At 67.8% G+C, this 26,142-nt stretch carries 29 protein-coding genes and 1 pseudogene; 19 read left to right on the forward strand and 11 right to left on the reverse strand.

The features are described from left to right. The first annotated feature begins 11 nt into the window (after nucleotides 1-11). From FXN61_RS56340 to FXN61_RS15265, 3 genes are all read left to right on the forward strand, one after another. Complete coding sequence (locus tag FXN61_RS56340; protein WP_167974419.1) at nucleotides 12-728, forward strand: AfsR/SARP family transcriptional regulator; 717 nt, start codon at nucleotides 12-14, stop codon at nucleotides 726-728. Further along, nucleotides 725-1,105, forward strand: a complete 381-nt coding sequence (locus tag FXN61_RS15260; protein WP_167974421.1) for a hypothetical protein — start codon at nucleotides 725-727, stop codon at nucleotides 1,103-1,105. The genes FXN61_RS56340 and FXN61_RS15260 overlap by 4 nt, the downstream gene beginning before the upstream one ends. Nucleotides 1,106-1,190: 85 nt before the next feature. Continuing rightward, a complete protein-coding gene (locus FXN61_RS15265; RefSeq protein ID WP_167974423.1) occupies nucleotides 1,191-2,666 on the forward strand; it encodes a DUF8189 domain-containing protein in 1,476 nt (491 codons plus the stop codon). A gap of 50 nt (nucleotides 2,667-2,716) precedes the next feature. On the opposite strand, the gene FXN61_RS15270 is transcribed toward FXN61_RS15265, so the two are convergent. Then, a complete protein-coding gene (locus FXN61_RS15270) occupies nucleotides 2,717-3,268 on the reverse strand; it encodes a hypothetical protein (protein WP_167974425.1) in 552 nt (183 codons plus the stop codon). A 53-nt stretch (nucleotides 3,269-3,321) separates the two neighbouring features. Next, a complete protein-coding gene (locus FXN61_RS15275) occupies nucleotides 3,322-4,227 on the reverse strand; it encodes a nucleoside hydrolase (RefSeq protein ID WP_167974427.1) in 906 nt (301 codons plus the stop codon). 115 nt (nucleotides 4,228-4,342) lie between these two features. Between FXN61_RS15275 and FXN61_RS15280 the strand changes: the two genes are divergently transcribed. The 10 genes from FXN61_RS15280 to FXN61_RS15325 all read left to right on the forward strand — a co-directional run bounded on the left by FXN61_RS15280 (nucleotide 4,343) and on the right by FXN61_RS15325 (nucleotide 12,179). Next, entirely contained in the window at nucleotides 4,343-5,608 is a 1,266-nt protein-coding gene (locus FXN61_RS15280) for a Gfo/Idh/MocA family oxidoreductase (RefSeq protein ID WP_167974429.1), read from the forward strand. 11 nt (nucleotides 5,609-5,619) lie between these two features. Continuing rightward, entirely contained in the window at nucleotides 5,620-6,882 is a 1,263-nt protein-coding gene (locus FXN61_RS15285) for an ABC transporter substrate-binding protein (RefSeq protein ID WP_167974431.1), read from the forward strand. Then, nucleotides 6,882-7,727 carry a carbohydrate ABC transporter permease gene (locus FXN61_RS15290; protein WP_312877755.1) on the forward strand — a complete coding sequence of 282 codons (846 nt, stop codon included), beginning with the start codon at nucleotides 6,882-6,884 and terminating at the stop codon, nucleotides 7,725-7,727. The genes FXN61_RS15285 and FXN61_RS15290 overlap by 1 nt, the downstream gene beginning before the upstream one ends. Next, nucleotides 7,724-8,551 carry a carbohydrate ABC transporter permease gene (locus FXN61_RS15295; protein ID WP_167974433.1) on the forward strand — a complete coding sequence of 276 codons (828 nt, stop codon included), beginning with the start codon at nucleotides 7,724-7,726 and terminating at the stop codon, nucleotides 8,549-8,551. The genes FXN61_RS15290 and FXN61_RS15295 overlap by 4 nt, the downstream gene beginning before the upstream one ends. Continuing rightward, nucleotides 8,548-9,024, forward strand: coding sequence for a hypothetical protein (locus tag FXN61_RS15300; RefSeq protein WP_167974436.1), 477 nt, complete (start codon nucleotides 8,548-8,550; stop codon nucleotides 9,022-9,024). The genes FXN61_RS15295 and FXN61_RS15300 overlap by 4 nt, the downstream gene beginning before the upstream one ends. Before the next feature lie 5 nt (nucleotides 9,025-9,029). Continuing rightward, entirely contained in the window at nucleotides 9,030-10,076 is a 1,047-nt protein-coding gene (locus FXN61_RS15305; RefSeq protein WP_167974438.1) for a Gfo/Idh/MocA family protein, read from the forward strand. A gap of 38 nt (nucleotides 10,077-10,114) precedes the next feature. Then, nucleotides 10,115-10,630 (forward strand): hypothetical protein, encoded by a 516-nt coding sequence (locus FXN61_RS15310; protein ID WP_167974440.1) that lies wholly within the window; start codon nucleotides 10,115-10,117, stop codon nucleotides 10,628-10,630. Between the two features lie 179 nt (nucleotides 10,631-10,809). Continuing rightward, complete coding sequence (locus FXN61_RS15315) at nucleotides 10,810-11,013, forward strand: cold-shock protein (RefSeq protein WP_086665400.1); 204 nt, start codon at nucleotides 10,810-10,812, stop codon at nucleotides 11,011-11,013. A gap of 84 nt (nucleotides 11,014-11,097) precedes the next feature. Continuing rightward, entirely contained in the window at nucleotides 11,098-11,670 is a 573-nt protein-coding gene (locus FXN61_RS15320) for a P-loop NTPase family protein (RefSeq protein WP_167974442.1), read from the forward strand. Continuing rightward, complete coding sequence (locus FXN61_RS15325; RefSeq protein WP_312877756.1) at nucleotides 11,667-12,179, forward strand: Rossmann-fold NAD(P)-binding domain-containing protein; 513 nt, start codon at nucleotides 11,667-11,669, stop codon at nucleotides 12,177-12,179. Before FXN61_RS15320 ends, FXN61_RS15325 begins: the two co-directional genes overlap by 4 nt. Nucleotides 12,180-12,194: 15 nt before the next feature. On the opposite strand, the gene FXN61_RS15330 is transcribed toward FXN61_RS15325, so the two are convergent. Next, complete coding sequence (locus tag FXN61_RS15330) at nucleotides 12,195-12,644, reverse strand: hypothetical protein (protein WP_167974444.1); 450 nt, start codon at nucleotides 12,642-12,644, stop codon at nucleotides 12,195-12,197. Between the two features lie 126 nt (nucleotides 12,645-12,770). Here FXN61_RS15330 and FXN61_RS15335 point away from each other — a divergent pair, with 126 nt between their 5' ends. After that, complete coding sequence (locus FXN61_RS15335; protein WP_167974446.1) at nucleotides 12,771-13,133, forward strand: DoxX family protein; 363 nt, start codon at nucleotides 12,771-12,773, stop codon at nucleotides 13,131-13,133. Here FXN61_RS15335 and FXN61_RS52155 read toward each other — a convergent pair. From FXN61_RS52155 to FXN61_RS15360, 5 genes and pseudogenes are all read right to left on the reverse strand, one after another. After that, on the reverse strand, nucleotides 13,130-13,705 hold the full coding sequence (locus tag FXN61_RS52155) for a TetR/AcrR family transcriptional regulator (RefSeq protein ID WP_167974448.1): 576 nt from the start codon (nucleotides 13,703-13,705) through the stop codon (nucleotides 13,130-13,132). The genes FXN61_RS15335 and FXN61_RS52155 overlap by 4 nt on opposite strands. After that, a pseudogene (locus FXN61_RS15345) lies at nucleotides 13,702-15,628 on the reverse strand (YhgE/Pip family protein). The gene FXN61_RS52155 and the pseudogene FXN61_RS15345 overlap by 4 nt, the downstream one beginning before the upstream one ends. Continuing rightward, entirely contained in the window at nucleotides 15,625-16,272 is a 648-nt protein-coding gene (locus FXN61_RS15350; protein WP_167974450.1) for an ATP-binding cassette domain-containing protein, read from the reverse strand. The pseudogene FXN61_RS15345 and the gene FXN61_RS15350 overlap by 4 nt, the downstream one beginning before the upstream one ends. A 78-nt stretch (nucleotides 16,273-16,350) precedes the next feature. Then, on the reverse strand, nucleotides 16,351-17,271 hold the full coding sequence (locus FXN61_RS15355) for a GNAT family N-acetyltransferase (protein ID WP_167974452.1): 921 nt from the start codon (nucleotides 17,269-17,271) through the stop codon (nucleotides 16,351-16,353). Between the two features lie 11 nt (nucleotides 17,272-17,282). Continuing rightward, nucleotides 17,283-18,116 (reverse strand): class I SAM-dependent methyltransferase, encoded by an 834-nt coding sequence (locus tag FXN61_RS15360; RefSeq protein WP_167974454.1) that lies wholly within the window; start codon nucleotides 18,114-18,116, stop codon nucleotides 17,283-17,285. Between the two features lie 179 nt (nucleotides 18,117-18,295). Here FXN61_RS15360 and rpsA point away from each other — a divergent pair, with 179 nt between their 5' ends. Both rpsA and FXN61_RS15370 read left to right on the forward strand, forming a co-directional pair. After that, nucleotides 18,296-19,786 carry a 30S ribosomal protein S1 gene (rpsA, locus tag FXN61_RS15365; RefSeq protein ID WP_167974456.1) on the forward strand — a complete coding sequence of 497 codons (1,491 nt, stop codon included), beginning with the start codon at nucleotides 18,296-18,298 and terminating at the stop codon, nucleotides 19,784-19,786. Between the two features lie 1,155 nt (nucleotides 19,787-20,941). Further along, entirely contained in the window at nucleotides 20,942-21,094 is a 153-nt protein-coding gene (locus FXN61_RS15370) for a hypothetical protein (protein WP_167974459.1), read from the forward strand. On the opposite strand, the gene FXN61_RS15375 is transcribed toward FXN61_RS15370, so the two are convergent. Next, nucleotides 21,042-21,437 (reverse strand): MerR family transcriptional regulator, encoded by a 396-nt coding sequence (locus FXN61_RS15375; RefSeq protein WP_167974461.1) that lies wholly within the window; start codon nucleotides 21,435-21,437, stop codon nucleotides 21,042-21,044. The genes FXN61_RS15370 and FXN61_RS15375 overlap by 53 nt on opposite strands. Before the next feature lie 50 nt (nucleotides 21,438-21,487). Here FXN61_RS15375 and FXN61_RS15380 point away from each other — a divergent pair, with 50 nt between their 5' ends. Together FXN61_RS15380 and coaE are read left to right on the forward strand one after the other, a co-directional pair. Next, nucleotides 21,488-22,753 carry an MFS transporter gene (locus tag FXN61_RS15380; RefSeq protein WP_167974463.1) on the forward strand — a complete coding sequence of 422 codons (1,266 nt, stop codon included), beginning with the start codon at nucleotides 21,488-21,490 and terminating at the stop codon, nucleotides 22,751-22,753. A gap of 5 nt (nucleotides 22,754-22,758) precedes the next feature. Continuing rightward, nucleotides 22,759-23,907, forward strand: a complete 1,149-nt coding sequence (coaE, locus tag FXN61_RS15385) for a dephospho-CoA kinase (protein ID WP_167974465.1) — start codon at nucleotides 22,759-22,761, stop codon at nucleotides 23,905-23,907. Here coaE and FXN61_RS15390 read toward each other — a convergent pair. Then, nucleotides 23,883-24,401 (reverse strand): ribonuclease FAU-1 family protein, encoded by a 519-nt coding sequence (locus FXN61_RS15390; protein ID WP_167974467.1) that lies wholly within the window; start codon nucleotides 24,399-24,401, stop codon nucleotides 23,883-23,885. The two genes, coaE and FXN61_RS15390, sit on opposite strands and share 25 nt — an antisense overlap. An 88-nt stretch (nucleotides 24,402-24,489) precedes the next feature. Continuing rightward, nucleotides 24,490-24,999, reverse strand: a complete 510-nt coding sequence (locus FXN61_RS15395) for a ribonuclease FAU-1 family protein (RefSeq protein WP_167974469.1) — start codon at nucleotides 24,997-24,999, stop codon at nucleotides 24,490-24,492. A gap of 50 nt (nucleotides 25,000-25,049) precedes the next feature. On the opposite strand from FXN61_RS15395, the gene FXN61_RS15400 reads away from it, so the two are divergent. Continuing rightward, on the forward strand, nucleotides 25,050-26,132 hold the full coding sequence (locus tag FXN61_RS15400) for a DUF5685 family protein (RefSeq protein WP_167974471.1): 1,083 nt from the start codon (nucleotides 25,050-25,052) through the stop codon (nucleotides 26,130-26,132). Nucleotides 26,133-26,142 lie beyond the last annotated feature (10 nt).

Below are 26,142 nucleotides of genomic sequence, written 5' to 3' on the forward strand. Positions count from 1 at the left end.
TCGTGATGTCTATGGAACAGAGCGTGGCGATCCGGCGTTTCACGGACGTCTCACCGTGGGATGCTGACCTTGTGCCGACCCTCGCGGTACACCTTCTCGGGCCCGTTGACGTGCGCTTTTCCGACGTCACGATCACGCTGGACCGGCCGCTAGAACGCGCGCTGGTCGCACGCCTCTCGCTGGCGCGCGGCGTCGCCGTCTCCGACGAGCGCCTCGCCCGCGACCTCTGGGGTGACGTCGACCTGGCCCGTCCGCGCGAACGTTTGCGGGTGCTGGCATCGCGGCTGCGCGCGAACCTCGGTGAGGCTTCCTCCGCTCTGTCGCGGACCGGCGCGGGTTACGTCCTGGACGCCGAACCGTCCGATGTGGTCGCCGCCGAACAGGCGCTGTCCGATGGCAGCCGTGAGGCGGTCGCCAGTGCCTTGGCGTTGTGGCGTGGCGACTCGTTGGCCGACTTGCGCGCGGTGCCGTTCGGTTTCGCCGAGGGGGAGCGCCTCGACGCTCTGCGCGTTGATCTCCGTGTGGCGTTGCTGGCCGGCTCGCAGGAGGCGGGCGCCGGCATCGAGCTGCGCGCCGAGCTGGAGGAGCTCGTCAGCGAGCATCCGTTGCACGAGCGGTTGAGCTGCATGCTGGCTCTCGCGTCGAGGCGGCACTGTCCCGTGCCGACGAGGCCGAGTCCCTCTCCGAACGCCTCGGTGACGCCATCGGCGCCACCCACGTGGGCATGATCAGGGCCAGGGCCGCCCTGCTCGCCGGCCGGTTCGACGAGGCCGTCGACCGCCTCCGCACCGTGCTGGACGACGCAGAGGCAGGCGCCGACACCGGTCTGCTGCGCGTGGACCTCGCCTACGCGCTCCTGCGCCGTGGCGACCACGCCGAGGCGTCCGCCGAACTCGCCATGGCCGCGGCGGTGAGCGACGAGCAGGACCTCACCTGGCTCGCCGTGCAACCGGTGGCGGCGCGGTTGCTCGCGGAGCAGGGCGACGTCGCCCGCGTGGACGAGCTGGTGGCGGCCGCACGGGCGGAGTTCGCCGCCCGAGGATTCGGCTGGCCTTTCACGGTTGACCGGCTGGACGGCATCGAAAGGCGAAGTCGCCGCAGGTAATGCGAAGAGTCGGCAGCGCGATGTGTAGGAACATGGGACCTTCGACTGGACCAAAACTTCACATCGCCTTGCTACGGTGCACGGCATGAGATCGTGGGGGATGTTGACGGTCGCCGCGGCGGCCATCACGTTCGGTTCGACGCTGGCGATGCCGGACGTCGCGGTCGCCGCTGCCGCTGCCGAGGGCGGGGTGAGCTGCGGGACGTACGCGGCGAACTCCAAGATCACCCGCAGCGAGGTCCTGGCGCGCTCGCGCACGTGGATCAGCGCCCGCGTGCCGTACAGCCAGAGCGACTGCTTCGGCAACAAGTACGGCGCCTACCGGACGGACTGCTCCGGCTTCGTGTCGATGGCCTGGGGCCTGCGCATCTCCTACACGACCCACATCCTCGAGCAGGTCGCGCACCGCATCGACTGGGAGGACCTCCGTCCCGGCGACGCGCTCAACGACCGCCTGAACCACGTCGCGCTGTTCATCGGCTGGGCGGACGCCGCCAAGACGCGGCCGATCGTGCGCGAGCAGGCGGGCCCGGACGGCAGCCGGCCGGTCCAGCGGGTCTGGAGCGCCGCCACCGCGCGCAGGTACGTGCCGCTGCGTTACAACAACCTCGTCGAGTCCGGTGGCAGCAGCGCCGGCAGCGAGACCCCGGTGACGGACAAGCCGATCGTCAACGCCGGCCCGCAGATCTCGAACACCGGCCAGCAGCAGCTCGAGATCTACGCGCGCGCCGCCGACGGGACGATCATCACGAACTTCCACAAGACGAGCCGCTGGAACGGCTGGCAGCAGCTCGGGTCCGAGCTCTTCGCCGGTGACCCGGTCGCGCTGATGAACCCGGAGACGAAGATCGTCGAGGTGTTCGCGCGCGGCACGGACGACAAGGTCTACCGCCGTGTCGACGGCAAGTGGGTCGCGCTGGGCGACACGGCCGTCGCGGGCGACCCGACGCTGCAGTGGAACGAGAAGTCCAAGGCCGTCGAGGTCCTCGCTCGTGGCGCGGACGGCCTCCTGCTGCGCTTCACGGACAAGTGGGCGCCGCTGGGCGACCGCAAGATCCAGGGCAACCCGGCCGTCGCCGACAAGGACGTCTACGCGCGTTCCGCCGACGACAAGCTGGTCAAGTGGGACGGCACCGCCTGGAAGGACCAGGGCGACACGAAGATCGTCAGCGACCCGAGCGTCGCCGTCGACCAGGTTTTCGTCCGCACCGCGTCCGGCAGCGTCGAGCAGTACGCGGCGGGTGTCTGGAAGTCGCTGGGCGGCAAGGGCACCGGCGCGCCGTCGGCGGTGTTCAACACGACGACCGGCTCGATCGACGTCGTGCAGCTTGGTGAGGGCGGCTACGCCGAGCACTCCCGCGCGACCGACAGCGGCTGGACCCCGTGGGCCAAGCTCGGCACCACCAAGGTCGCCGAGGCGCCGACCGCGATGTACCACGCGCAGACCAAGACGGTCGAGGTCTTCGCCCGCACGGACGACGGCAAGCTGATCCGCCGCTTCCACAAGGAGAAGGCGGGCTGGAGCCAGTGGGCGCTGCTGAGCGACCGCGGGATCGCCTGATCTGACAAAGCAAAAGCCGGGGCCGCGGGCCCCGGCTTTTTGTTCGGGTATCAGCAGTGGGTGAAGACGTCCCTCGCCGCCGCTTCGCCCTTGGTCTGGTCGTTCGCGATGGCCGCCGCCCTCAGCGCACGAGCCGCGTCACGGCATTGCAGCGACGTCGCCGCCTCCGCCTCTGCCCGCTTCTGCGCCTCTTCGGCCTTCTTCTGCACGTCCGCGGCCTTGACGGCCTCGTCCTTGCTGTCCTTGGCCTTCTTGGTCAGGTCGGCGATCTCCCGATCCTGGGACTCGATCTGCGTGGACAGGTCGGCGGAGTGCTTCTTCTCCACGAAGAAGAGCGTGCCGAAGGCACCCGCCGTGCCGAACAGCAGCACGGTGAAGATCGCGAGTACGACCACACCGGTCTTCTTCGGCTTCGGCGGAACCGGAGCCGGCATGACGGGCGGCTGCGGTGGCATGAACGCCGGAGGCGTGTACACCTCGAACTCCGGCCCTGCCAGCGGAATCTCCGGACCAGCCGACGGAATCTCCTGCCCGGCAGGCGGGATCTCCGGCTGCACCGCGGCGTCCGCAGGCTGCTGCGGATCGAAAACGGGATTGGTCATGGTCCCCCCAGGATCGGCCCCTTTCGCGTTCCATCGCCACAGCGTCAAAGCTGTTACGTGAGGCGCCCCACAGCGTCGACGACCCGATCGAAGAACCGGTCCACGTCCAACCCGATGGCCACCCGCGCGTTCGGCGGGTGCCCCAACCGGCCGTGCAGATCCACCACCGTCGCGCCACGCGTGAACGTCCCCGAGGTCTCGATCCCCACGAACGCCTCGACGCACGTCACCAGTGAAGGATCGATCACCCGAGCCACCGCCACCGGGTCGTGCAACGGCGGCGCCTCGAAGCCGAACACCTCGCGATAGGTCGCGGCGAAGAACGTCATCAGCTCCCCGCACATGCGCCCGAGCGAGCCCAACGCGTTCAACCGCGCCACAACGGAAGGTGTGACCAGCGCCTGGTGCGTCACGTTGAGCCCGATCATCGTGACCGGCACACCGCTTCCGAAAACGATCGCGGCGGCCTCCGGGTCGACGTAGATGTTGAACTCCGCGTACGGCGTGGTGTTGCCGCGCTCGGTCGACCCGCCCATCAACACGATCTCGCGCACCGCGGACGTTCCGTAGCGCCGCAAGTACAAAGCCACGTTCGTCAACGCCCCGGTCGCGACCAACGTCGCCGGCATCTGGGCGTGCATCACGTCGATCGCATGATCCTCAACCACGTCAACGGAGAGCGAGCCGAACGCCGGACCGTCCATTCCGGACTCACCGTGGATGTCCTCCGCCACGTACAACGGCCGCACCAACGGTCGTGCGCAACCACGGGCGATCGGCACCGAAATTCCGGCGGCCGAGCAGACCCGTTGAGCGTTCAAAGTGACCTTGTCGAGCGTCTGGTTGGCGGCGACAGTGGTGATCGCGCGCAGGTCGATCTCGGGTGCACCGGCGGCCAGCAAGATCGCGATCGCGTCGTCGTGGCCGGGGTCGCAGTCGAGGACAACAGGGGTCGGCATGGGCCCATCATCCAGTTCACGTCTATGAAACAGCCGAAAACGTTTTCGCGAACTCTTGACGAGGTCAGGGCCGGTGCGGCTAGCGTGTGGACACCGTTTACCGGGGAGGTTTGCGATGGTCCGCAGGCGCTACGCCGTGGTCGGCACGGGATCACGGGCGGAGCGGCACATCCACGCCATCGCGGTCGAGCACGCGGACACCTGTCAGCTCGTCGCGTTCGCCGACGTGAACCACACCCGGATGAACGTCCACAACGACCGGCTCGCCGATCTGGGGGTCGAGCCGGTTCCCACCTACGACGCCCAAGACTTCCTCAGGATGCTCGACGAGCAGCAGGTCGACGTGGTCGTGGTGACCACGGTCGACCGGTATCACGACATGTACGTCGTGGAGGCGCTGGACGCCGGTCGCGACGTCGTGACGGAGAAGCCGATGACGACGGACGTCCCGTCGGCGGGCAAGATCCTGGACGCGGTGCACCGCAACGACGGCAACGTCACCGTCACGTTCAACTACCGCTACAACCCGGTCCACGAGAAGGTCCGCGAACTGCTCGCGGACGGCGCCGTCGGCGAGATCGGGTCCGTGCACTTCGAGTGGCTGCTCGACACCAGGCACGGGGCCGACTACTTCCGCCGCTGGCACCGCGACAAGGCCAACTCCGGCGGCCTCATGGTGCACAAGGCGACCCACCACTTCGACCTGCTCAACTGGTGGGTCGGCTCGGTGCCGGAGACCGTGTACGCACACGGCCGGTTGTTCTTCTACGGCGAGGAAAACGGCGAGCGGCACGGCTACTCCCACGACGACCGGTTCGCGATCAAGCTGGAGCAGAACGACTGGCTCAAGAAGCTCTACCTCGACGCACAGCACGAAGACGGCTACCGGCGCGACCAGAACCCGTTCGAGCCAGGTGTGTCCATTGAGGACGACATGTCGGTGCTCGTCCGCTACGCCAGTGGCGCGAACCTGACCTACCACCTCACGGCCTACTCGCCGTGGGAGGGCTATCGGCTGATGGTCAACGGCAGCAAGGGACGCCTTGAGCTCGAGGTGGTCGAGAACTCCTGGGTGTCGAGCCAGAACCCGACTGTGCACGGCGTCAACGCCAACCCGGAGGAGGGGTGGGCGAAGCTCTCCGTGCAACGGCTGTTCGAGGAACGGGAGGAGATCCCGCTGGAGTACGACCGTGACGGTCACGGTGGCGCCGACAAACGGATGGTCGACGCGCTGTACGGACCGGCCGGGCAGGAAGACCCGTTGGGACGCAAGGCAACGCACTACGACGGCGCGCTCTCGCTGCTGACTGGTTTCGCCGCCAACCGCAGCTTCGAGACCGGGGAACCGGTCCGCGTGGCAGACGTCATCGACCTTCGCTGAAAGGGAGATCTGTGGGAGCACACAAGGCTGTGGGCTTGATGCTGTGCACTGTGCTGGCGGCGGCCGGATGCGGTTCGAAAAGCGGCGGCGGCCAGGCCGAGATCCGCTTCATCTGGTGGGGCAACGACGACCGCGCCAAGGTCACCAACGAGGCGGTGAAGCTGTTCGAGAGCCGCAACCCGGACATCAAGGTCTCGACGTCGTTCCAGAACTTCCAGAACTATTTCGAGAAGCTCTCCACCGAGATCGCCGGCGGCAACGCGCCGGACGTGATCCAGATGGACTACCGCTACCTCAACGAGTACGCGGGTCGCAACGTGCTGCTGGATCTCACCCCGTACGTGGGCAAAGAGATCCGGACCGCGGACTGGAACCAGGGCTTCATCGGCAGCGGCAAGCTGAACGGCAAGCAGGTCGCGATGCCGTTGGCGCAGAACGCCACCACGATCGTCTACGACCCGAAGCTGTTCACTGCCGCCGGAGTGCCTGAACCGACGATCGGCTGGACCTGGGCCGACTACAAACAGATCGCCGGCAAGATCCAGGCGAGCACCGGCGGCAAGATCGCGGGTTCCACGGACTTCGGCGGCACCGAGGACGTCTTCGAGACCTGGCTGCGGCAGCGCGGCAAGGCTCTCTACCAAGACGGCAAGCTCGGTTACACCAAGGACGACCTGAAGGCGTTCTGGCAGCTGTCCAAGGACTTCCGCGACGCCCAGGCCACGACGCCCGCCGAGCTGGTGACCACGCTGAACGCCGGCGCAGAGCAGACCCCGATGGGCAAGAAGCTCTCGGCGTCCGAACACAGCTACGACAGCCTCTACGGCGGCTACAACACGGTGCGCCCTGACGAGCTCAAGCTCGGCCCGTACCCCAGTGACAGCAAAGAAGCCCTGGGTTCCTACCGCAAGCCGTCGCAGCTGATCAGTGCGTCCGCCCGCACCAAGAACAAGGACGCTGCGGTCAAGCTGATCGACTTCCTGCTCAACGACCAGGAAGCGGGCAAGATCCTCGGCGCGAACCGCGGCCTGCCGGCGAACCTGAAGATCCGCGAGGCCGTGGCGCAGAACCTCAGCGGTGCCAACAAGGTGATCTTCGAGTACCAGAAGTCGGTCGACGCGAAGCTCGGCGACGCCCCGGCCGCACCGCCGAAGGGCGACGGCACGATCTACAAGCTGATGCAGCGAAAGCACGAGGAGGTCGTTTTCGGGAAGAAGACGATCGATCAGGCGTTGGACGAGTTCTGGCGTGATGCGGAAGAAGCGTTGAAGTAGTGGCGCTTGCTCAACGGCGCTCGCAGGGCGTTGCCTACCTGTTCCTGGGTCCGTGGCTGCTCGGTGCGATCGGCCTCACCGTCGCACCGATGGTCGTGTCGCTGTACCTGTCGTTCACCGACTACGACCTGTTCAACGAACCGCGGTGGGTCGGCGTCGACAACTACGCCAAGCTCTTCGGCGACGACCCGCGCTACCTGCACTCGGTCGGCGTCACCCTGCGGTACGTCGCGTGGTCGGTGCCGTTGAAGCTCGTACTCGCGCTGGCCGTCGCGTTGCTGCTGAACTCGTTGCGCGGCAAGGGACAGGCGTTCTTCCGCTCGGCCTTCTACGCGCCCTCGCTGCTGGGCGCGTCGGTCGGGCTGGCGCTGGCGTGGCGGGCGATCTTCGACACCTGGGTCGACACGCCGGACCACGCGCTGGTCACCATCGTGCTGCTGTCCGCGTGGCAGTTCGGTGCGCCGATGGTGATCTTCCTGGCCGGGCTGCAGCAGATCCCGCGCGACCTGTTCGACGCGGCCGCGGTGGACGGCGCGGGGTGGTGGCGGCGGCTGTGGTCGATCACGCTGCCGATGCTGTCGCCGGTGCTGTTCTTCAACCTGGTGCTGGAGACGATCCACGCGTTCCAGGCGTTCACGCAGGCGTTCGTGGTGAGCGGCGGCCGCGGTGGACCGGCCGACTCGACGTTGTTCTACACGCTCTACCTGTACGAGCGCGGGTTCACGGAGTTCCGCATGGGCTATGCGTCGGCCATGGCGTGGGTGCTGCTGGTGGCGATCGCGTTGATCACCGCGGTGCTGTTCCGTACCTCGCGGTACTGGGTGTTCTACGGAGACGAGCGATGAAACGGGCAGCGATCTTCACGTTGTGCCTGGCCGCGCTGGCCCTGGTGCTGTACCCGATCGTGTGGTTGATCTCGGCGTCGCTGACACCGGTCGAGGACCTCGTCGCGAACCTGCGGTCGCTGTTCCCGGGACGCGTGACCACCGACGGCTACGCGGGCGCGTTGGAAGGCGTGGGCGGCGAGTCGTTCTGGACGTTCCTGGCCAACTCCACGATCGTCGCCTCGGGGGCGGTGATCGGCAACGTCGTGTCGTGCTCACTGGCGGCCTACGCGTTCGCGCGGCTGCGGTTCCGGCTCAGCGGCCCGCTGTTCGCGTTCGCGCTGGTCACGATCATGCTGCCCGCCCACGTCACGCTCATCCCGCAGTACGTGGTGTTCCAGCGGCTGGAGATGATCGACACGTTCGTGCCGCTGATCCTGCCCAAGCTGCTGGCCACCGACGCGTTCTTCGTGTTCCTGATGGTGCAGTTCATGCGCGGCATCCCGTACGAGCTGGACGAGGCCGCGAAGATCGACGGCTGCGGGCCGATCAGGAACTACCGGTACGTGGTGCTGCCGCTGTCGAGGCCGGCGATGGTGACGACGGCGATCTTCACGTTCATCTGGACCTGGAACGACTTCTTCTCCCAGCTGATCTACCTGTCCTCGACGGAGAACTACACGATCCCGATGGGGCTGCGGCTGTTCATCGACCAGACCTCGTCGTCCTCGTACGGGCCGATGTTCGCGATGTCGGTGCTGTCGCTGGTGCCGATCGGGTTGTTCTTCCTGGCGTTCCAGCGGTTCCTGGTCGCCGGGGTGGCCACGACGGGGCTGAAGGGATGACTCGCGAACGGTTGGAGGTCCTCGCCGACACCCTGCTCGTGGGGCTGTTCGTGTTCGTGGCCTCGCTGCCGCTGGTGACCGCGTTCTCGGCGTTCGGGGCGGGGTGCGCCGTCCTGAGAGGCGGTCTTCCCGCCGGGCGGTTCTGGTCGTTGCTGCGCGTTCAGTGGGTGCCGGGGGTGGTGTTCGCGGTGCTGTGGGCGGTGCTGGTGGTGGACGTCGTGGTGGTGCTGACCGTGTTGCCGGCGCCTGCGCCCGTTCGGGTGGCTGTTCTGACCGCTTCGGCCGCTGCCGGTGCCTGGTTGCTGGCGCAAGCCGGTCTTGGTTGGCGCGGCGCATTGAAATTCGAAGCACCTCGGCCGATGCTGATGGCCGCGTTGGTGGTCGCCGGTGTGCTGGTGTGGGCCCTGCCTCCGCTGGCGCTGGTGATCGCCGGACCCCTCGCGCTGGCGGCGGAGTCCACCCGAGAAGGGTGAGGACGATGCGTGTTGCGCTGGTCGGAGCGCGTGGGCACGGGGCACGGCACGTCGAGAACCTGCTCCGGCTCGGCCACGACGGGGTCGCGACCTTCGTCGGTGTCGTCGACGTGGCGGACGTCGACGTGCCGGTGCCGTCGTACCCCGACCTGCCGTCGCTGGCCGCCGAGCTCCATCCCGAGATCGTGGTGGTCTCCTCGCCGCCGTCGACGCACCGGGACATCGTGCTGTCGGCCTTCGCGCTCGGGTGCGACGTGCTCGTCGAGAAGCCGGCGCTGCTGTCGGCGGCCGACTTCGACGAGATCTCCACCACGGCTTTGGAGCGCGGGCTGGTGTGCCAGGTCGGGTTCCAGTCGCAGGGGACGGGCTCGTACCGGCGGCTCTGCTCGTTGATCGGCTCCGGCGCGTTGGGCGACATCTCGGGCATCGGTGCCGCCGGGCGTTGGGTGCGCACGGACGACTACTACTCGCGCACGACCTGGGCCGGACGGCTGGGCGAGGACGGGACGCTGGTGAACCCGTTCGCGCACGCGCTTCAGAACGCGCTGTTGCTCGCCGACGTCGAGGAACGTGCGGACATCGCCGTCGAGCTGGAGCTGTTCCGGTGCCGCGACACGATCAGTGCGGACGACACCGCCTGCGTCAGGGTGACGGCTGATGGCGCACCGCCGGTCGTGGTCGCGACGACGCTGTGTGCCGCGACATCGTTGCCACCGGTCGTTCTGGTGCACGGATCGCTGGGGCAGGCCGTCTGGTGGTACGACGACGACCGGCTGACGGTCAACGACCACCGCATGGCCGTGTCGCCGCCCGTTGACCTCCTCGAGAACCTCATCCGGCACCGGCAGACCGGCGAGCCCCTCGTGGCACCGCTGGCGGCCGCGCGGGCGTTCACGTCGGTCGTCGAGCAGTGCGGACAGGCGGACGTGCCGCTGCTGCCCGCCCGCCGCGTCGGCGACCGGATGGTGCTCGACGGCGTCGACGAGGTCGTCGTGCGCGCCGCGGAGAAGATCGCGACGTTCGCCGAGCTGGGCTGCGGTTTCGGGCGGTAGTCTCCCCGCCGAGTCCGCTGTGTTCGGGGGTTTGTGCGTTGGACACCTACATCGACTTGAAGGACGTCCGGCTGACCGGGTACGTGAGCACGGGCCTGATCGCCCTGGTCGCCGCCGAGTCCGTCTGGGGCACGATCAACGACTGGCAGGGCGGGTCGTCGTCGTGGAGCTTCCTGGCCATCGTGCTGGTCGTGCCGGCCGCCGTGGCGTGCATCCTGTGGTTCCGCGCCGCCACGCACAACGCCGAGGCGATCGCGCTGCGCGGCGTGCGGACGATGCCGCAGGTGTGGAAGGCCAGCGACCCCGCGCAGCGCGACGTGCCGTTCGACCAGCGCGTGGCCAGCCCGTTGATCAAGCCGTGGCAGTACACGTTCCTCGCGATGGTGCTGTCCGACGTCCTCGAGTCGCTGATGCTCGACACGCCGGTGTACGTGGTGTTCTCGACGCTGTCCACGGTGTTTGCGCTGGTAGCGGCCGGGTTCGCCGGATTTTTGATCTTCAGGATCTCGACGATGCAGCAGCGGTTCGCGGTCCCGCAGCGCAAGCGCCACTAGACGGCGAACATGCGCTACACTGTCTAATTGGTTGCGGTTTTGTGTTCGTGTCTATTTTGCACGCTCGCCGAACTTCAGTTGCGAGCGCTTCTCCTTCTTCGCGGTTGGGATGTCGGCTCACGACCAACCACGGGGCATCCGTAAAGTGCGGTTGCTCTTCAGCATTGAAGGAGCAGTACATGGCAAACGGCACCGTCAAGTGGTTCAACGCCGAAAAGGGCTTCGGCTTCATCGCCCCCGAGGACGGCGGCGCTGACGTGTTCGTCCACTACTCGGCCCTCAACGGTGGCGGCTACCGCAGCCTCGAGGAGAACCAGAAGGTCTCGTTCGACGTCACGCAGGGCCAGAAGGGCCCGCAGGCGACGAACGTCACCGCTCTCTGACGTCCGTTCACAGCGCAGGGCCCCCGGTGTTCCGGGGGCCCTGCGTTCGTTTTGTGATCATCGGGTTTTCGTTAACCTGGCCCGATGCCGTTGCTCGGACCAGCCGATCCGCTGCCGCACGCGCCCCGGCGCGTCCTCGTCGCCGGCAACGCGGGATCCGGCAAGTCGACGCTCTGCACGCGCATCGCCGAGCTGCATGACCTGCGGCGGGTCGAGCTGGACAGCCTCTACTGGGGTCCACAGTGGACTCCGCGGCCCGAGTTCCGCGACGAGGTCGCGGCGTTCGCCCAGGACGAGACCTGGGTCACCGAGTTCCAGTACAACGAGGTGCGGCGCTCGCTGCTGGCGCGGGCGGACACGTTGGTGTGGCTCGATCATCCGTTCGCGATGGTGATGGGACGGCTGGTCAGCCGCACGGTCAGACGTCGCGCGCGCAGGGTGGAGTTGTGGAACGGTAACCAGGAACCGTCGCTGTGGTCGGCGTTCACGGATCCCGAGCACATTCTGCGGTGGGGCTGGAAGACCTACCGGCGCAACCGGACCAGGGTGCTCGCCCTGGTCGACGAGGTCGTGGTCGTGCGGTTGCGTGGGCAGGGGCAGGTGGAGCGGTGGCTGGCGGGGCCGCTGGCCTCGGTCGGACAGGAGCGTGCTCGGTGAGAACGGCGCTGGTGCTCGGCGGGACCGGGATGTTGGCCGGATGTGCGCAACAACTGGTGGCACGCGGATGGCAGGTGGTGCTGCCGTCGCGGACCCGGCCGCTGATGGCGGACGACGGGCCGGGACGGGCGGCGCGGGCGTCGATCAGCCAGGGGCACCGGCCGACGTGGATCAGGGCCGACTGGACCAAGCCTCACGAGCTCGCGTCCGAGGTCGAGGACGAGCTGCAGGGCCGTGCGGTGAACCTGCTGGTGGCGTGGGTGCACGACAGCTATCGAGCGGGTGTGTTGAACGCCGTTCAGCGCCTTCTGGCAGAAGGCGCGCCGGTGGTGGAGGTGCACACGTGCACACCGGTGCCGGACCCGGTGCTGCCGAACCCGACGCAGCAGGTGTTGCTCGGTCACTTCGCACACGATGCCTCGCAGCGCACGAGCCGTGCGGTGCTGGAGGCGGTGGAACGGGCGTTGGAAGGACGGGCGCCCTCGCTGCACTACGAGGACGCCCGCTGAGCGTTCGTCCGGGTCTCAGCCCTTCTGGATCTTCGCCCGGCCGATTTCCGCCTGCACCTTGATGCCGGCCGCGACGTCCACGAGCTGGCGGACCACCGCGTCCTCGTTGCGGATGTCGGCGATCTTCGTCTTCGTCTTCGTCGTGAACTCGAAGTCCGCGACCGCAGGCGGCTCCAGTTCGGCGACCTCACGGAAGTCCTCGCTGAAGTCCACGACCACCGTCGTGCCGTCGAGGACCTGCACCTGGTAGTCGGCGGGCTTCTCGGAGGCGAAGCCCTTCTTGAACTTGCCGGTGACCTTGATGCCGTCGGCCGTCTCCTCGAAGTCGAGGGTGCCGTCGACGGGGGAGAACAGGGCTTCCTGGAAGCTGGCGGTGGCGGTCACGGGAGCGGCGGCGATGGCCTGGGGCGCCGTGAGCACGGTGCACGCGAGCAGAGCGACGAGGATGCTGAGCGGTTTCGGCATGTCTTCGTTCGTACCGGCGGCCATGTGGCCCCGCGCGGCCAAACGGGTCGCTCGATCGGGCGGTTGGCGGACCCGCTCCGTACGGGCCGTCTGTCACGCCGGGAGGCGTAGCGACGTCTTCATGACATGAACCTCGCATTGTGGATCTGTCAGGGCGTGCTGGCCGCCGTGTTCCTGGTGTCGGGCACGCTGAAGTCGAGCCAGTCCAAGGACCGCATGCTCGCGACCGGGCAGACCGGGGTGGTGTTCTTCCCGCTCCCGGTGATCAGGACGGTCGCCGCGCTGGAACTGGTGGCCGTCGCCGGGCTCCTGCTGCCGGGGCTCACCGGCGTCGCACCAGTGCTCACGCCGGCGGCTGCCATCGGGCTGGGCGTGGTGATGGTGGGCGCGGCAGCCAGCCACACGCGGCTGAAGGAGCCGCGTGCCGTGGCGACGAACCTGGTGTTGCTGGCCCTGTGCGTGTTCGTCGCGTGGGGACGACTGGCCTAGCGAGCCGACCGCATGCCCCGCACCAGCAGCATGACCGACTCGCGCACCTCCGCCCGCGACCGTTCCGGCTGGAACACCTGCCAGTCCAGCGCGATCACGAGCAGGGTGCCGAACAACGCCGCCGACGCGGTGCCGACCTCGACCCCGTCGGGGAGGCGGCCCGCGTCGGACAGGCGCTTCATGTGACCTCGCACGATCGACACGATGTCGTCGCGCAGCAACGAGAGAGTGCCGTGCCACTGGCCCGGTGTGCGCCACAGCTCGGAGACCAGCAGCTGGCCGAACGCCGGGTACTCGGCCCAGAAGCCGAGCATCTCGTCGACCAGTGCCTCCAGCGAGTCCTCCGAGCTGTCCGCGGACCGCAGCCGGACCGCGAGGATCTCCACCCCGTGCCGCAGCAGGGCCTCGACCAGTGCGTCCTTCGAGGCGAAGTTGTAGTAGATCGTGCCCTTGGCGACGCCCGCCTCCGCGGCGATCTCGTCGACCGTCACCGAGGCCGCGCCCCGTTCGCCGACCAGCTTCAACGCCGCGTCGAAGAGCTTCTGCTTGGTCGCCGTGGTCCGCGCGCTCACAGCACGAGCTCCGGCTTCAGCTTCGACGCTGTCCACACCCGCTGCTTGTAGGCCGCCACGGACGACAAGGCTAGGGCTCCGACCAGCCAGGCGAGAAGGATCAAAGCGTCCTGTCCCACGCTGCCCAGGTCGCCGCCGTACATCAGATGGCGCAGGCCGTCGACCGCGTAGCCCATCGGCAGGCCGTAGTGCAGCGGATACAGCGGCACCGGGATCGTCTGCCACGGGAACGTGCCGCCCGCGCTGACCAGCTGCAGGATCAGCAAAATCAAACCCAGGAACTTGCCGACAGCGCCGAACGCGGCGTTGAGCGCGTGCAGGATCGCCACGAACGTCAGCGACATCAGCACGAGGAACGCGAACGTGCCGAGGGGGTTCGACGGCTCGATTGTCCACCACGAACCGCACCACCGAGAACATCACCAGCACCTGCACGATGCCCAGCAACGCACCCGGCAACCATCCGCCCACCGCGACTCGCAGCGCGGACTGACCGGCGGCCAGCGCACGGCGTGACAACGGGCGCAGCAGCAGGAACAGCACGAACGCGCCGATCCACGTCGCCAGGCCCAGGAAGAACGGGGCCAGGCCGGCGCCGTACGTGGCGGCCTTCGTCTGGGACAGCCCGCGCACCGCCACCGGGTCACCGATCGCCTGCGCGATCGCGGCGCGCGTCGGGTCGTCCGCGTTCGGGATCTTGTTCACGCCGCCGGTCAGGCCGTCGCGCAGTTCCGCCGAACCGTTCGCGAGCTTCGAAGAGCCGTCAACGAACTGCGGAGTGCCCGTCGCGGCCGTCCGCAGGCCGTCGCGGATCTTCGCGTTGCCGTCCGCGAGTGTGGTGAGGCCGTCGTCGACCTTCACGATGCCGTCGTACAGGCCCGGCATCTTCGAGGCGAGCGTCTCGGCGCCGTCGGCCACCTGGTCCGCGCCGTTCGCGAGCTTGCGCAGATCGCCCGACGCGCCCTGGACCTTGCCGTTGGCGTCGTCGACGGGCTTGCGGACCTGGCCGAGCGTGTTCATCACGTTCTGCACCTGGTCCTCGCTGAAACCGAGGGCACGCAAGCGGTTCGCGATGTCGCCGTTCGCCTGGTCGAGCACGCCGACCAGCGCCTGGGCCTTCTTCGCGTACTCCTCGGCCTGGCGCGCGGCGGTCTCGTTGCCGTCCGCGACCTGGCGTGCGCCGTTCGCGAGCTGACGGGTGCTGTCGGGCAGCACCGAGGCCTGAGAACGCATCTGGTGCGTGCCGTCACGGAGCTGCGCGGCGCCGTTCGCGGCCGTCACCGCGCCGGTGGAGAGCTGCTGGACGCCCTTGTCGAGTTCCTTCAGCTTGTCGCGCAGCTCGGCGTTGCCGGAAGCGAGCTGCGTGGCGCCGTCGGCCGCCTTGGTGGTCTCCTGGCGGATCGTCGAGAAGCCGAGCAGCAGCTTGTCGGCGGCCTCGGTGGAGACCTTCGCCGTGACGGCGCGGCGCACCTCGGAGACGACCTGGTTCGCGATCGTGCTGCCCAGATAGTTGTTGGCGTCGTTGGTCGTGAGGGTCAGCACGCCTTGGCGCGGCTTCTGGGATTCCGGCGACGTGAGCGCCTCGGAGAAGTCCTCCGGCAGCGTCAGGGCGAAGATGTACTTGCCCTTGCGCACGCCCTCGTCGGCATCGGCGGCGCTTTCCTCGACCTGCCAGTTGAACTTCTTGCCGTTCAGCAGCTCGTCCGCGACCTCCTTGCCGGCGTTGAGGTCCTTGGCACCCTTGTCCTTCACGACCAACGCGGCGGGAACCTGGTTGAGGTTCGCGTACGGATCCTTGTTGGCGTACAGGTAGAGCGACGCGTAAAGCAGCGGCACGAGCGCCAGTGCCAGAACGGCGAGCTTGGGCAGCTTGCCGGAGGTGACCCGGCGAAGCTCGTTGAAGGCCATGCGAAGGGCACTCATGCGGTGATCTCCATCTTGGTGTCGTTGTCCTCACCAAGGCGTGCGTGCGGGATGTCGAGGATGTTGGCCGAAAGGAGAATGTGAGCGGAGGAGTTCGAGCACAGGGCGACCACGGACCGTTCGGGGGTCACGTAGTTGTGCGCCAAGGCGAACCACTCGCGCGGGTTGGGGTGGTAGCGGTCAGGGCAGTCGAGGACGAGCGCCGTGACGCCGGGGCGCGCGGAGGCCAGTTCGAGCATCACCGCGCACCGCGTCTGCGCCGGCACGTGCTCGAAGCGCTTGGCGGCGTGTTCGTCGGCGGCGTGCTCCACCAACCAGTCGTGCACGGCCTTCTTGCCGGACGGCATGCCGTTCATCGCGAGCTCCTCGCCGACGACGGCGGCCAGCGACAGCGCCTCCTCCGGCTCGTTCACCTCGGGGGCGTCGATGAGCACGACCTGCTTGCGCAGCGTCTTGGCGTCCGGCGACACCGTGCCCGTGGAGGGCTTCATCCGGCCGGAGAGCAGCAGGCCGAGCGCCGTGTGACCGGTGCCGGGTTCGCCCGCGACCAGCGTCAGCTCTCCTGGCTTCGCGGTGAGCGAAGTCGGCAGGAGCAGAGGACCATGTGCCCCGTTGACGCCTGCGCGTTGAGCGCGGATCTCCACGGCTTTACCTTCCGTTTAAACTGACCGGTCAGTACAAATTCTCACGCAGTCATGGCCGCGTGGCAACTCGGACATAGGTCACCTAAGGGCGGAGGCGGGGCGTACTTCCCACACGGTCCACAGCGGCCGGTAGCCCTGACGTGGCCAGAACACCGAGCTCAGCGGGTTCGGCGGGTTGTAGTAGAGGTACGTGCCGACCGTGCCCATCCGGTGAAGTTCCTGGTGGGCGTGGGCGACGAGCTGCTGACCGATGCCGGTGCCGCGGGCGCCCGGCAGCACGGAGACGCAGTTCACATAGCCCCAGCGTCCGCGCGGCAGTCTCGCCGCCGCGCTGGTACCCGGCTCGGACGACACGATCGCGCACTCGGCGAGCGCCACCGCGATGCCGTCGCGTTCGGCGAGCCAGATGGGGCTCGCGTTGGTGAGACGCTCGGCGAGCGCGCGTCGTTTGAGAGCCGGTGCTTCGGGTCGAACGATCGTGGAGCCGACGAACGACGAGTACTCCAGCTCGGCCAGTGACAGCTCCAGCACGGTTTCCAGGTCGTGCGGGGTGGCGCGGCGGATCGTGAGCGTCCGCGGAACGTGCGGCTGAGGGGTCCGCAGCCTGATGCCGAGCACGGACAGCGGCACCAGGCCGTGGTCGAGGAACGCGCGTGCGGCCTTCGTGTCACGGCTCGGCCAGTGCACGACGCACGCCGTGTCTTCGCCTATCTCTTGTGTGTCGAGGTGCTTCCGCCACCGCGTGAGCAACGCGTCCATGCCCTGCGTGGTGCCGACCAGTGGCAGCAGCTCCCACACCTCCGCCGCCGACCACAGTCTCGTGATCGAGTGCGCTTCGAAGGTCTGGTGGCTGATGACCCCGGCGACGCGCGTCCCGTCCGCGAGCGCCGCCGTGATGACGTGGCCGTCCGGCGGCGGTTCGGTGGCGGGCGGGAGCAACGGGTCCAGCGACGCGAAACGTGCTGACTGGGCCGCCACCAGTCCGCGTGCCGAGGTCATGAACGATGAGATTACGACGTCAAGCGGGTGCGGAAGATCGCGGTGCCGGGGAAGAGCTTGCCGCGCAGCGGGCTCCACTGGCCCCAGATCCGGGTGTGCCCCTTCGGCCACTCGGGCTCGACCAGGTCCTCGACGACGAAACCGGTGTTCGTGAGCGCCCGGACGTAGTCGCCGAGCGTGCGGTGGTGTTCGACGTAGGTGGCGTGGCCCTCGCCGTCGACCTCTACATAAGGAGTGCGGTCGAAGTACGACTGCGTGACCGTGAGGCCGAGCGGGCCGGGGTCGTCCGGGAAAATCCATCGCATCGGGTGGTTGACCGCGAAGACCCAGGGCGAGCCGGGCTTGAGCACGCGGGCGACCTCGCTGAAGATCTCCTGGACGTCGGCCACGAACGGCACGGCGCCGAACGCCGAGCAGGCGGCGTCGAAGGTGTCCTGCCTGAACGGCAACTGGTCGGCGCTCGCCTGGACGAGTGGTACGTCGATGCCGGTGCTGGCGTTGCTTTCACGCGCGTGCCGGAGCATGCCCTCGGAGATGTCGAGTGCGGTGACGTTCGCCTTGTTGGCCTTGAGCCAGCGTGCGCACGGGGCACTGCCGCATCCGACCTCCAAGATGCTCTGACCAGCGATGTCACCCAGGAACCTGGTCTCTTCCTCGCGCAGGCCCTCAGGGCACCAGACGAAGTCCGCCGCACCGAGGAAGTCGCCGTGCGTCTCGTGGTAGTCGTCGGCGTCCGCGTCCCACCAGATTCGGTTCGCCACGCGTGACTCGGCGGCGTCCGCCCCGCGCTTGACGATGCCGGCGGTGCCGAGCGCTTGTTCCGCGCTCGCGTGCTGGTTGGACACACTGCTCCTTCACATGGGGGCTGGTTTGCTTGCGCGTCTCGCGGCCGCGTACGATATCGCGTGCGTAGTGGGTTAGTGCTGCCCATGATCCAGAACGGTCGGGATTCCAGGTCGCTGCGACGCTGCGCGCGCACCACTACCAGCCATCAATGCCAATCCGTACCGGAGCCACCTACCTAATGTCCACCGACACCACCACCGCCCCCGTTGCCGCTGCTCCCAAGCAGGTCGCGATCAACGACATCGGGACGGAGGAGGACTTCCTCGCAGCTATCGACAAGACGATCAAGTACTTCAACGATGGCGACATCGTTGAGGGCACGATCGTCAAGGTCGATCGGGACGAGGTCCTGCTCGACATCGGCTACAAGACCGAGGGCGTCATCCCCTCGCGTGAACTGTCGATCAAGCACGACGTCGACCCCAACGAGGTCGTCAAGGTCGGTGACGAGGTCGAGGCGCTTGTTCTCCAGAAGGAGGACAAGGAAGGCCGCCTGATCCTCTCCAAGAAGCGCGCTCAGTACGAGCGGGCCTGGGGCACCATCGAGGCGCTCAAGGAGAAGGACGAGCCCGTCAAGGGCACGGTCATCGAGGTCGTCAAGGGTGGTCTCATCCTCGACATCGGCCTCCGCGGCTTCCTCCCCGCCTCGCTCGTCGAGATGCGTCGCGTCCGCGACCTCCAGCCGTACGTCGGCCGTGAGCTCGAGGCGAAGATCATCGAGCTGGACAAGAACCGCAACAACGTGGTTCTGTCCCGCCGCGCGTGGCTGGAGCAGACCCAGTCCGAGGTCCGCAGCGAGTTCCTCAACCAGCTGCAGAAGGGCCAGGTCCGCAAGGGCGTCGTGTCCTCGATCGTCAACTTCGGTGCCTTCGTGGACCTGGGTGGCGTCGACGGTCTCGTCCACGTCTCGGAGCTGTCCTGGAAGCACATCGACCACCCGTCCGAGGTTGTCGAGGTCGGCCAGGAAGTCACCGTCGAGGTCCTCGACGTCGACATGGAGCGCGAGCGCGTCTCCCTGTCGCTGAAGGCGACCCAGGAAGACCCGTGGCGCCAGTTCGCCCGCACCCACGCGATCGGCCAGATCGTGCCGGGCAAGGTCACCAAGCTGGTTCCGTTCGGTGCGTTCGTCCGCGTGGACGAGGGCATCGAGGGCCTGGTCCACATCTCCGAGCTGGCCGAGCGCCACGTCGAGATCCCGGAGCAGGTCGTCCAGGTCGGCGACGACGTCATGGTCAAGGTCATCGACATCGACCTCGACCGTCGCCGCATCTCGCTGTCGCTCAAGCAGGCCAACGAGGGCTTCACGGTCGACACCGAGTTCGACCCGACCCAGTACGGCATGGCCGCCGAGTACGACGACCAGGGCAACTACATCTACCCCGAGGGCTTCGACCCGGAGACCCAGGAGTGGCAGGACGGCTTCGACAAGCAGCGTGAGGAGTGGGAGCGCCAGTACGCCGAGGCGCACACTCGTTACGAGGCCCACATGAAGCAGATCCGCAAGGCCGCCGAGGCCGAGGAAGAGGCGACGGCCGAGGGTGCGGGCAACTACACCTCCGGTGGCGACGCTCCTTCCGCTTCGGTCGGTGCGCCGGCTCAGTCCGGTGGCACGCTGGCTTCGGACGAGCAGCTCGCGGCGCTTCGCGAGAAGCTGTCGGGCGGCATGTGAGTCGCTGTCGCTGCTTCGTGTAGCTGACTGACGGAGGCCCTCGCATCCTTTTTGGGTGCGGGGGTCTTTGTCGTTTTTTGTCGGGGGTGCTGAGTAGGTTGAGTTGTAGGGGTTCCCGGATCGGGGGGACGCCTGCGTTAGCGTGCGGTGTGCGCGCTCTTGCCGGAGGTGGTCGCCCACGGTCCGTGGGTCGTCCCCCTGTTTCGTTGGCGGGTGCCGGTTTGTTGTCCGTAGGTGGGTTGGGTTGCGTGCTGGTGTGCCGGTTGCTTTCTGGGGCTCCGCCCCAGACCCCGCCAATCTGATCAAAGACCTGTCCAGCGCCGTCGGCGGGTTGATGGCACGCCTGCTGCTGTTGGCGGCTTGCTGCTGCGTAGGTGGTTGCGGTTGGCGTGGGGTGGTCCCGTCACGAGTCGTACTCGAAGGCAGCCACACCCAGGGAGGAGGGTCAAGTCGACGAAAAGCGTGTCGACTTGACCCTCCTCCCTGGGCGCGGCAACAGCATCGGCACGACTCGTGACGGGACCACCCCACCCACTGGGTGTGTGAAGGACGGGCTCGGCTGCGCCTTCGCGGGGGTGGACGGGCTCGGCTGCGCCATCGCGGAGGGACTGCTCGGCCTTGCTTTCGTGGTGGCGCGTCACCGTTCACTCTGTGGTGGAGGGTCAAGTCCGTTGTGTAGGTTGGCAAACCTATGCGTGGGAACAAGTTCTTCGTGGTGCTGAGCGCGGCGGCGCTGTCGGTCTGCGCGGCCTGCTCGTCCGCGGTTCCGCAAACCCAAGCGCCGCCACCACAAATCCCGAAGATCACGCCGCCGACCACGCCGTCGCGGGTTCCGTTGATGGTTGATCGGCCGTTGCCTGACGACTGCGAGCTCGTCGTGTCCGCTGATGCGATGAACGCCGCGCTGGGGCAGGAGCTTCCTGGTGAGCCTCGGATCATCATGGCATCAAGGAGCCGGGGATCGGGCGCACTGGCAAGATCGACTGTTACTACGGCATTCCGGAGAAGCGGAACCTGCCGGACGCGAAGATCGTCATCGGGCTCTCGACCTACACGGACGAGCTGACGGCTCGTACTCGGGTCAACGAGAGTGTTGAGGCTGAGCGGCAGGACGGGGCGAAGGTCACCGAGGTCGACGTCGGGAAGCAGAAGGGCATGTTGATCGAGGGCAAGGACGAGCAGCTGTTGATCGGGTGGCTCGGCAAGTCCACGTTCGTGGTGCGCAACCGGCACAACTTCATCCCCCAGGCCAAGCTCACGGCGATCCTGCCGGTACTCGCGCAGCAGTCGATGACGCCGCCGGTCTAGCGGTGATGATGGTGTCCAAAGCGGACTGAGCTTCTTGAAGCGCGCGGATCGACTCGGCTATCCGGGCGCGTTCGACCAGGAGTTCGTCCACCAGTTCGGGGCAGATCGAGGCGATCAGGCGTTCGCCGTCCACGCCCATGCAGGGCAGCACTTCCGCGATCGTTTCCGTCGAGAGGCCGGCGGCGAGCAGGCTGCGGATGTGGGCCACGCGCAGGACGTCGGGGTCGCCGTACACGCGGTAGCCGCTGGGCAGGCGTTGTGGCGTGAGCAGGCCCTGTTCCTCGTAGTAGCGCAGTAGCCGCTGGCTCACGCCGGTGCGGCGGGACAGCTCTCCGATCCGCATGCGAATTCCCCCTTGACTCTCACACCCATGTGAGACTTTAGCGTCGGCACATGACAACTCGATCAACGGAGGGTGTGCGGTCCTGGCTGGGGCTGGCGGTCCTCGCGCTGCCCACGGCCGTGCTCGCCATGGACGTCACGATCCTCTACCTCGCGTCGCCGCACCTCGCGAGGAGTTTGCAGCCGAGCGACACGGAGTTGCTCTGGATTCTCGACAGCTACGGGTTCGTGATCGCCGCGCTGCTCATCCCGATGGGGGTGCTCGGCGACCGGATCGGGCGGCGGAAACTGTTGCTCATCGGTGCGGCGGCGTTCGCGGGAGCGTCGGTGCTGGCGGCGTATGCGCCTTCGCCGGAGGCGTTGATCGCGGCACGGGCACTGCTCGGTGTTGCGGGATCGACGTTGATGCCGTCGACGCTGGCGTTGATCAGCACGATGTTCCGGGCTCGGCGGAGCACGGCGATCGGGGTCTGGGCGGCGGCGATGTCCGGTGGTGTGGCGCTGGGGCCGGTGGTCGGCGGGGCGTTGCTGGAGACGTGGTGGTGGGGGTCGGCGTTTCTGGCGGCGGTGCCGGTGATGGTGTTGTTGCTGGTCATTGGGCCGTTTGTGCTGCCGGAGCAGCATGGGCCGAAGGAGCGGGTGGATCTGCCGAGTGTCGGGCTCGTGCTCGGGGCGACGGTTCTGACGGTTTACGGCATCAAGCACTTCGACGTGGTTCCGGCGGTTGCGGGGCTGGGGCTCGGCGTGTGGTTCGTGCGGCGGCAGCGGAAGATCGCGCGGCCGTTGATCGAGATGACGCTGTTCCGGGGACGGTTCGGGCGTGCTGTGGTGGTGCTGATCGCGGACGCCGCGGTCACGGCTGGGGTCTACCTGCTGGTCACGCAGCAGTTGCAGGAGCACTTTTCGCCGTTGCGGGCGGGGCTTCTCCTGCTGCCCGCGTCTGTCGCGATGGTCCTGACGTCGGTGCTCGCTCCGCGTCTCGCCGGTGCCTTCGGGGCCGGCCGGACCGTGGCGGTGGCGTTGGTCGTGGCGGCCGCCGGGTTCGCGATCGTGCCGTTCGCGACGGTGCTCGGGATCTTCGTGGTCTATATCGGGCAGGGGCCGGTGATGGCGTTGAGCACCGATCTGATCGTCGGGGCGGCGCCGCCGGAGAAGGCGGGATCGGCGGCGGCGGTGTCGGAGACGGGGATGGAGTTCGGGCTGGCGCTGGGCGTCGCGGTGATCGGGACGGTCGGGGCTGCCACGGGTTTCGGCACGGTCGCCGTGGTCGCGGTGGTGGTGTCGGTCCTGCTGGTTCCGCTGGCCCGGCTAACCTGACCGGCATGCTCAGGGTGGGGTTGACCGGGGGAATCGGGTCCGGCAAGTCGACGGTCGCGAAGCTGCTGGAAGAGCGCGGCGCTGTCGTCATCGACGCGGACAAGCTCGCGCGTGAGGTGCTGGAGCCTGGTACCGACGGGCTCAAGGAGGTCGTCAAGGCGTTCGGTGAGGACGTTCTCCACGGTGACGGCACGTTGAATCGTGCGGCGCTGGCGGCCAAGGCGTTTGCCAGTGAGGAAGCGCGGCAGACGCTCAACGGGATCACGCACCCGCGCATCGGCGCGCTCACCGGTCAGCGGATGGGTGAGGCGCCTGAGGACGCGATCGTGGTGCACGACATCCCGTTGCTGGTGGAGCGGGACATGGCGGCGGCCTACCACCTGGTGATCGTCGTGTACGCGGACTCGGAGACGCGGTTGCGGCGGCTCGTCACCAGCCGGGGCATGGATCGGCGGGATGCCGAGAACCGGATCGCCGCGCAGGCCACCGACGAGCAGCGCCGGGCCGTTGCGGACGTGTGGCTGGACAACAGCGGTGAGGTTCCGGACGTCACGGCGTTGTGGGACCGGCTGGTGGGGTTCGAGAAGAACGTGCGCACGCAGTCTTACGCGCCTGGGGCGCCGATCGTCGTGCCGTACGACTCGCGCTGGCCCGCGCAGGCGCGGCGGATCGCGCGGCGGATCAGCCTGGCGGCCGGTGGCCGGCACGTGGAGCACATCGGGTCGACGTCGGTTCCCGGGCTCGCGGCCAAGGACGTGCTGGACTTCCAGCTCGCCGTCGAGGACATGGAGACGGCCGACTTGCTGCGGGAGACGTTGGCACGGGCCGGTTTCCCGTACGTGGGGCCGTACGAGGACACGCCGCGTGGCGCGGGTGACTGGAGCAAGAGGCTGCACGCCGGGGCGGATCCTGGGCGGCGGGTGAACCTGCACCTGCGCGTCGAAGGTGCTGCCAACTGGCGGTGGGCTGTCGACTTCCGCGACTGGCTGCGGCACGACGCCCAGGCTCGTGAAGAGTACGCGAACCTCAAACTTGAGCTGTCCCAACGGTTTGCGGCCGACACCGGCGCCTTCGCCTACGGTGAGGCGAAGGAACCGTGGATGGAGGCGGCTGTCAAGCGCGTCGAGTCTTACAAGGGTGGCCAGGCGTCGTAGATGCCGTGCCACGTCAGCCACGACGTGAGGTTGTGGTTGACGTTGCTGAGCTCTTCGAGGGTGCGGTGGACCGTGCGCAGCGCCTGGTCGGCGTCACCCGGTCGCAGCACGCGGCCCGCGACGGCGGCGGCGAACTCCTCGCTGCGCACGATGCGGGCCGTGGTGCCGCCTGGAACCGCCAGTCCCAGCAACAGGTCCGTGGTCTGCCAGTGCCGGTGGTCGCGCTCGACCCGCACCGCGGACAGCACGCTCGGGCCGCTGCGCGCGTGCCGGGAGCGCGGGCGGTAGGTCGTCAGGCGCAGACCCAGATCGGGCAGCAGCCACGTGACCTCGGCGTCCGAGAAAGGATCTTCCGGGGTGGGATGCTCGATCCGCAGACCCCAGCGTTCCACGTAGCAAGAACTGAGGGTCCGCGTGCCGCCGGATGAATAACTTCGCACGCCCGAAATGGTGTCGACGACATCGACCAGCTGAGGTGTAGTGACCGCTCCCACGACGCCGAGGGTAGTCAAATAAGTGCTCCCAGTAACACGCCGGGTTGATTTGTTACGTCACGGTCAGATGACGACCACACTCTGTGTATCAACGCCACGAGGTGGGACACCCTGAAGAGGTGAGCCACCTGACCACATCGTGACCGTGCGCCGAAATGCCCGATACCGCCGAGTAGGTGGTTTCCAGTGCCCATTGCGCGCGTTCTGCAGAGATCAAGTTGTGTTGCACCGCGGCGATCAACTCGTCGGTGTCCAGAACAGTCACGCTGTGACCCGTTCGGACGATCAGATCGAGGTACAGGTCGGTCGTCTTCCAGACGCTGCCTATCGCGGAGATCTCCACGACGTCGACGTAGAAGTCGAAGTCGATCTGATGACCGCGGTGCCACGACTGGCGCGTGACCCGGATGTTGAGCTTGGGCAGGAACCAGCTCTCGAAGTGACTGATCTTCGGATGCCCGGCGAGCGGCCGGAACATGTAGAGGCCGGTCGGGGTGAGGCGGAACTCGTCGACGCTCCTCAGCTGTCCCTTGGGATCTGTGTTGCTCTTGGCGTCCAGGTCGAAGTACTCGATCTTCGGCGGATGGATGTGTGCCACGTCCGCGATACTGCCATCGTTCGGCCGTGCGGCCACTTAGGATGCCGCGCATGTTCGGGATCATCCGCCCCTGCCGCAACAGAATGGGCGCTGAGCTGCGGTCCGCGTGGCTCGCGCACCTGTGCGGGATGTGCCTGTCGTTGCGCGACGAGCACGGTCATCTCTCGCGCCTCGTCACGAACTACGACGGGCTGATGATCTCGGCCGCTGTGGAGGCGCAGTCCGGAGTCTCGCGGCGTCCGGCGGGTCCGTGTGCGTTGCGCGGGCTGAAGTCCGCGGACGTGGCCGTCGGCTCCGGCGCGCGGCTGGCGGCGTCGGTGTCGCTGGTGCTGGCGTCGTTGAAGATCCACGACCACGTGGACGACGGTGACGGCCTGGCCGGCCGGATGGGGTGGGCGGGGCGCGCGGTGGCGCAGCGCTGGGCCGCCAAGGGCCTCGGGACGGCTGCCGACCTCGGGTTCGACGCGTCGGTGATGGTGGACTCGGTGCGACGGCAGCCCGAGGTGGAGGCCGCGGCCGGGCTCGGCAGCTCGGTGCTCGTGGTCACCGAGCCGACGGAGACCGCGACGGGGTTCGCCGTCGCGCAGACCGCGTTCATCGCGGGGAAGCCGCAGAACGCCGAGCCGTTGCGCGAGGTGGGGCGGCTGTTCGGGCGGGTCGCGCACTTGATCGACGCGGTGGAGGACCTGGAGGACGACCGCGCGTCGGGCGCGTGGAACCCGTTGCTCTCCACCGGAACCTCGGTCGACGAGGCGCATCGGCTGTGCCTTGACGCCGTGACAGGCATCAGGCTCGCACTCGACGAGGTCGAGTTCACCGACGCGCGTCTCGTGCACAAGCTTCTGGTGCACGAGCTGGAAGAGTCGATCATCCGGGTCTTCGGCAAGCGGCGTGGGTCCGGTAAGCCGACCTGGTCGGATCCCGGCAGCGGGCTGTGGGCGTACCCGAGGCTGAACTGGCAGCCGCAGCCGCGCGGGTGCTTCGCCGGGTGCGGTGCGTTCCTCTACATGTGCGGGACCTGCCAGTTCTGCTGCCGCGACCCGTTCCCCGGCCCGTGGAGCGACAAGCGGCGGGACAACCCGTTCGACTGCGACGGCTGCGACTGCGATTGCAACTGTTGCCCGTGCGACTAAGGGGCTCTGA

The sequence above is a fragment of the Lentzea indica genome (genome assembly GCF_012184385.1).
In the GTDB taxonomy this organism is placed as follows: domain Bacteria; phylum Actinomycetota; class Actinomycetes; order Mycobacteriales; family Pseudonocardiaceae; genus Lentzea; species Lentzea indica.

Bases quoted from the DNA above. Each gene is read 5' to 3' on its own strand.
- FXN61_RS15280 (WP_167974429.1), top strand. From the start codon at position 4,343: ATGGTCCGCAGGCGCTACGCCGTGGTCGGCACGGGATCACGGGCGGAG.
- FXN61_RS15265 (WP_167974423.1), top strand. From the start codon at position 1,191: ATGAGATCGTGGGGGATGTTGACGGTCGCCGCGGCGGCCATCACGTTC.
- FXN61_RS15300 (WP_167974436.1), top strand. From the start codon at position 8,548: ATGACTCGCGAACGGTTGGAGGTCCTCGCCGACACCCTGCTCGTGGGG.
- FXN61_RS15260 (WP_167974421.1), top strand. From the start codon at position 725: ATGATCAGGGCCAGGGCCGCCCTGCTCGCCGGCCGGTTCGACGAGGCC.
- FXN61_RS15315 (WP_086665400.1), top strand. From the start codon at position 10,810: ATGGCAAACGGCACCGTCAAGTGGTTCAACGCCGAAAAGGGCTTCGGC.
- FXN61_RS15400 (WP_167974471.1), top strand. From the start codon at position 25,050: ATGTTCGGGATCATCCGCCCCTGCCGCAACAGAATGGGCGCTGAGCTG.
- FXN61_RS15270 (WP_167974425.1), bottom strand. From the start codon at position 3,268: ATGACCAATCCCGTTTTCGATCCGCAGCAGCCTGCGGACGCCGCGGTG.
- FXN61_RS15355 (WP_167974452.1), bottom strand. From the start codon at position 17,271: ATGACCTCGGCACGCGGACTGGTGGCGGCCCAGTCAGCACGTTTCGCG.
- coaE (WP_167974465.1), top strand. From the start codon at position 22,759: ATGCTCAGGGTGGGGTTGACCGGGGGAATCGGGTCCGGCAAGTCGACG.
- FXN61_RS15295 (WP_167974433.1), top strand. From the start codon at position 7,724: ATGAAACGGGCAGCGATCTTCACGTTGTGCCTGGCCGCGCTGGCCCTG.
- FXN61_RS15370 (WP_167974459.1), top strand. From the start codon at position 20,942: ATGTTGATCGAGGGCAAGGACGAGCAGCTGTTGATCGGGTGGCTCGGC.
- FXN61_RS15305 (WP_167974438.1), top strand. From the start codon at position 9,030: ATGCGTGTTGCGCTGGTCGGAGCGCGTGGGCACGGGGCACGGCACGTC.
- FXN61_RS15275 (WP_167974427.1), bottom strand. From the start codon at position 4,227: ATGCCGACCCCTGTTGTCCTCGACTGCGACCCCGGCCACGACGACGCG.
- FXN61_RS15320 (WP_167974442.1), top strand. From the start codon at position 11,098: ATGCCGTTGCTCGGACCAGCCGATCCGCTGCCGCACGCGCCCCGGCGC.
- FXN61_RS15380 (WP_167974463.1), top strand. From the start codon at position 21,488: ATGACAACTCGATCAACGGAGGGTGTGCGGTCCTGGCTGGGGCTGGCG.
- FXN61_RS56340 (WP_167974419.1), top strand. From the start codon at position 12: ATGGAACAGAGCGTGGCGATCCGGCGTTTCACGGACGTCTCACCGTGG.
- FXN61_RS15335 (WP_167974446.1), top strand. From the start codon at position 12,771: ATGAACCTCGCATTGTGGATCTGTCAGGGCGTGCTGGCCGCCGTGTTC.
- FXN61_RS15330 (WP_167974444.1), bottom strand. From the start codon at position 12,644: ATGCCGAAACCGCTCAGCATCCTCGTCGCTCTGCTCGCGTGCACCGTG.
- FXN61_RS15375 (WP_167974461.1), bottom strand. From the start codon at position 21,437: ATGCGGATCGGAGAGCTGTCCCGCCGCACCGGCGTGAGCCAGCGGCTA.
- rpsA (WP_167974456.1), top strand. From the start codon at position 18,296: ATGTCCACCGACACCACCACCGCCCCCGTTGCCGCTGCTCCCAAGCAG.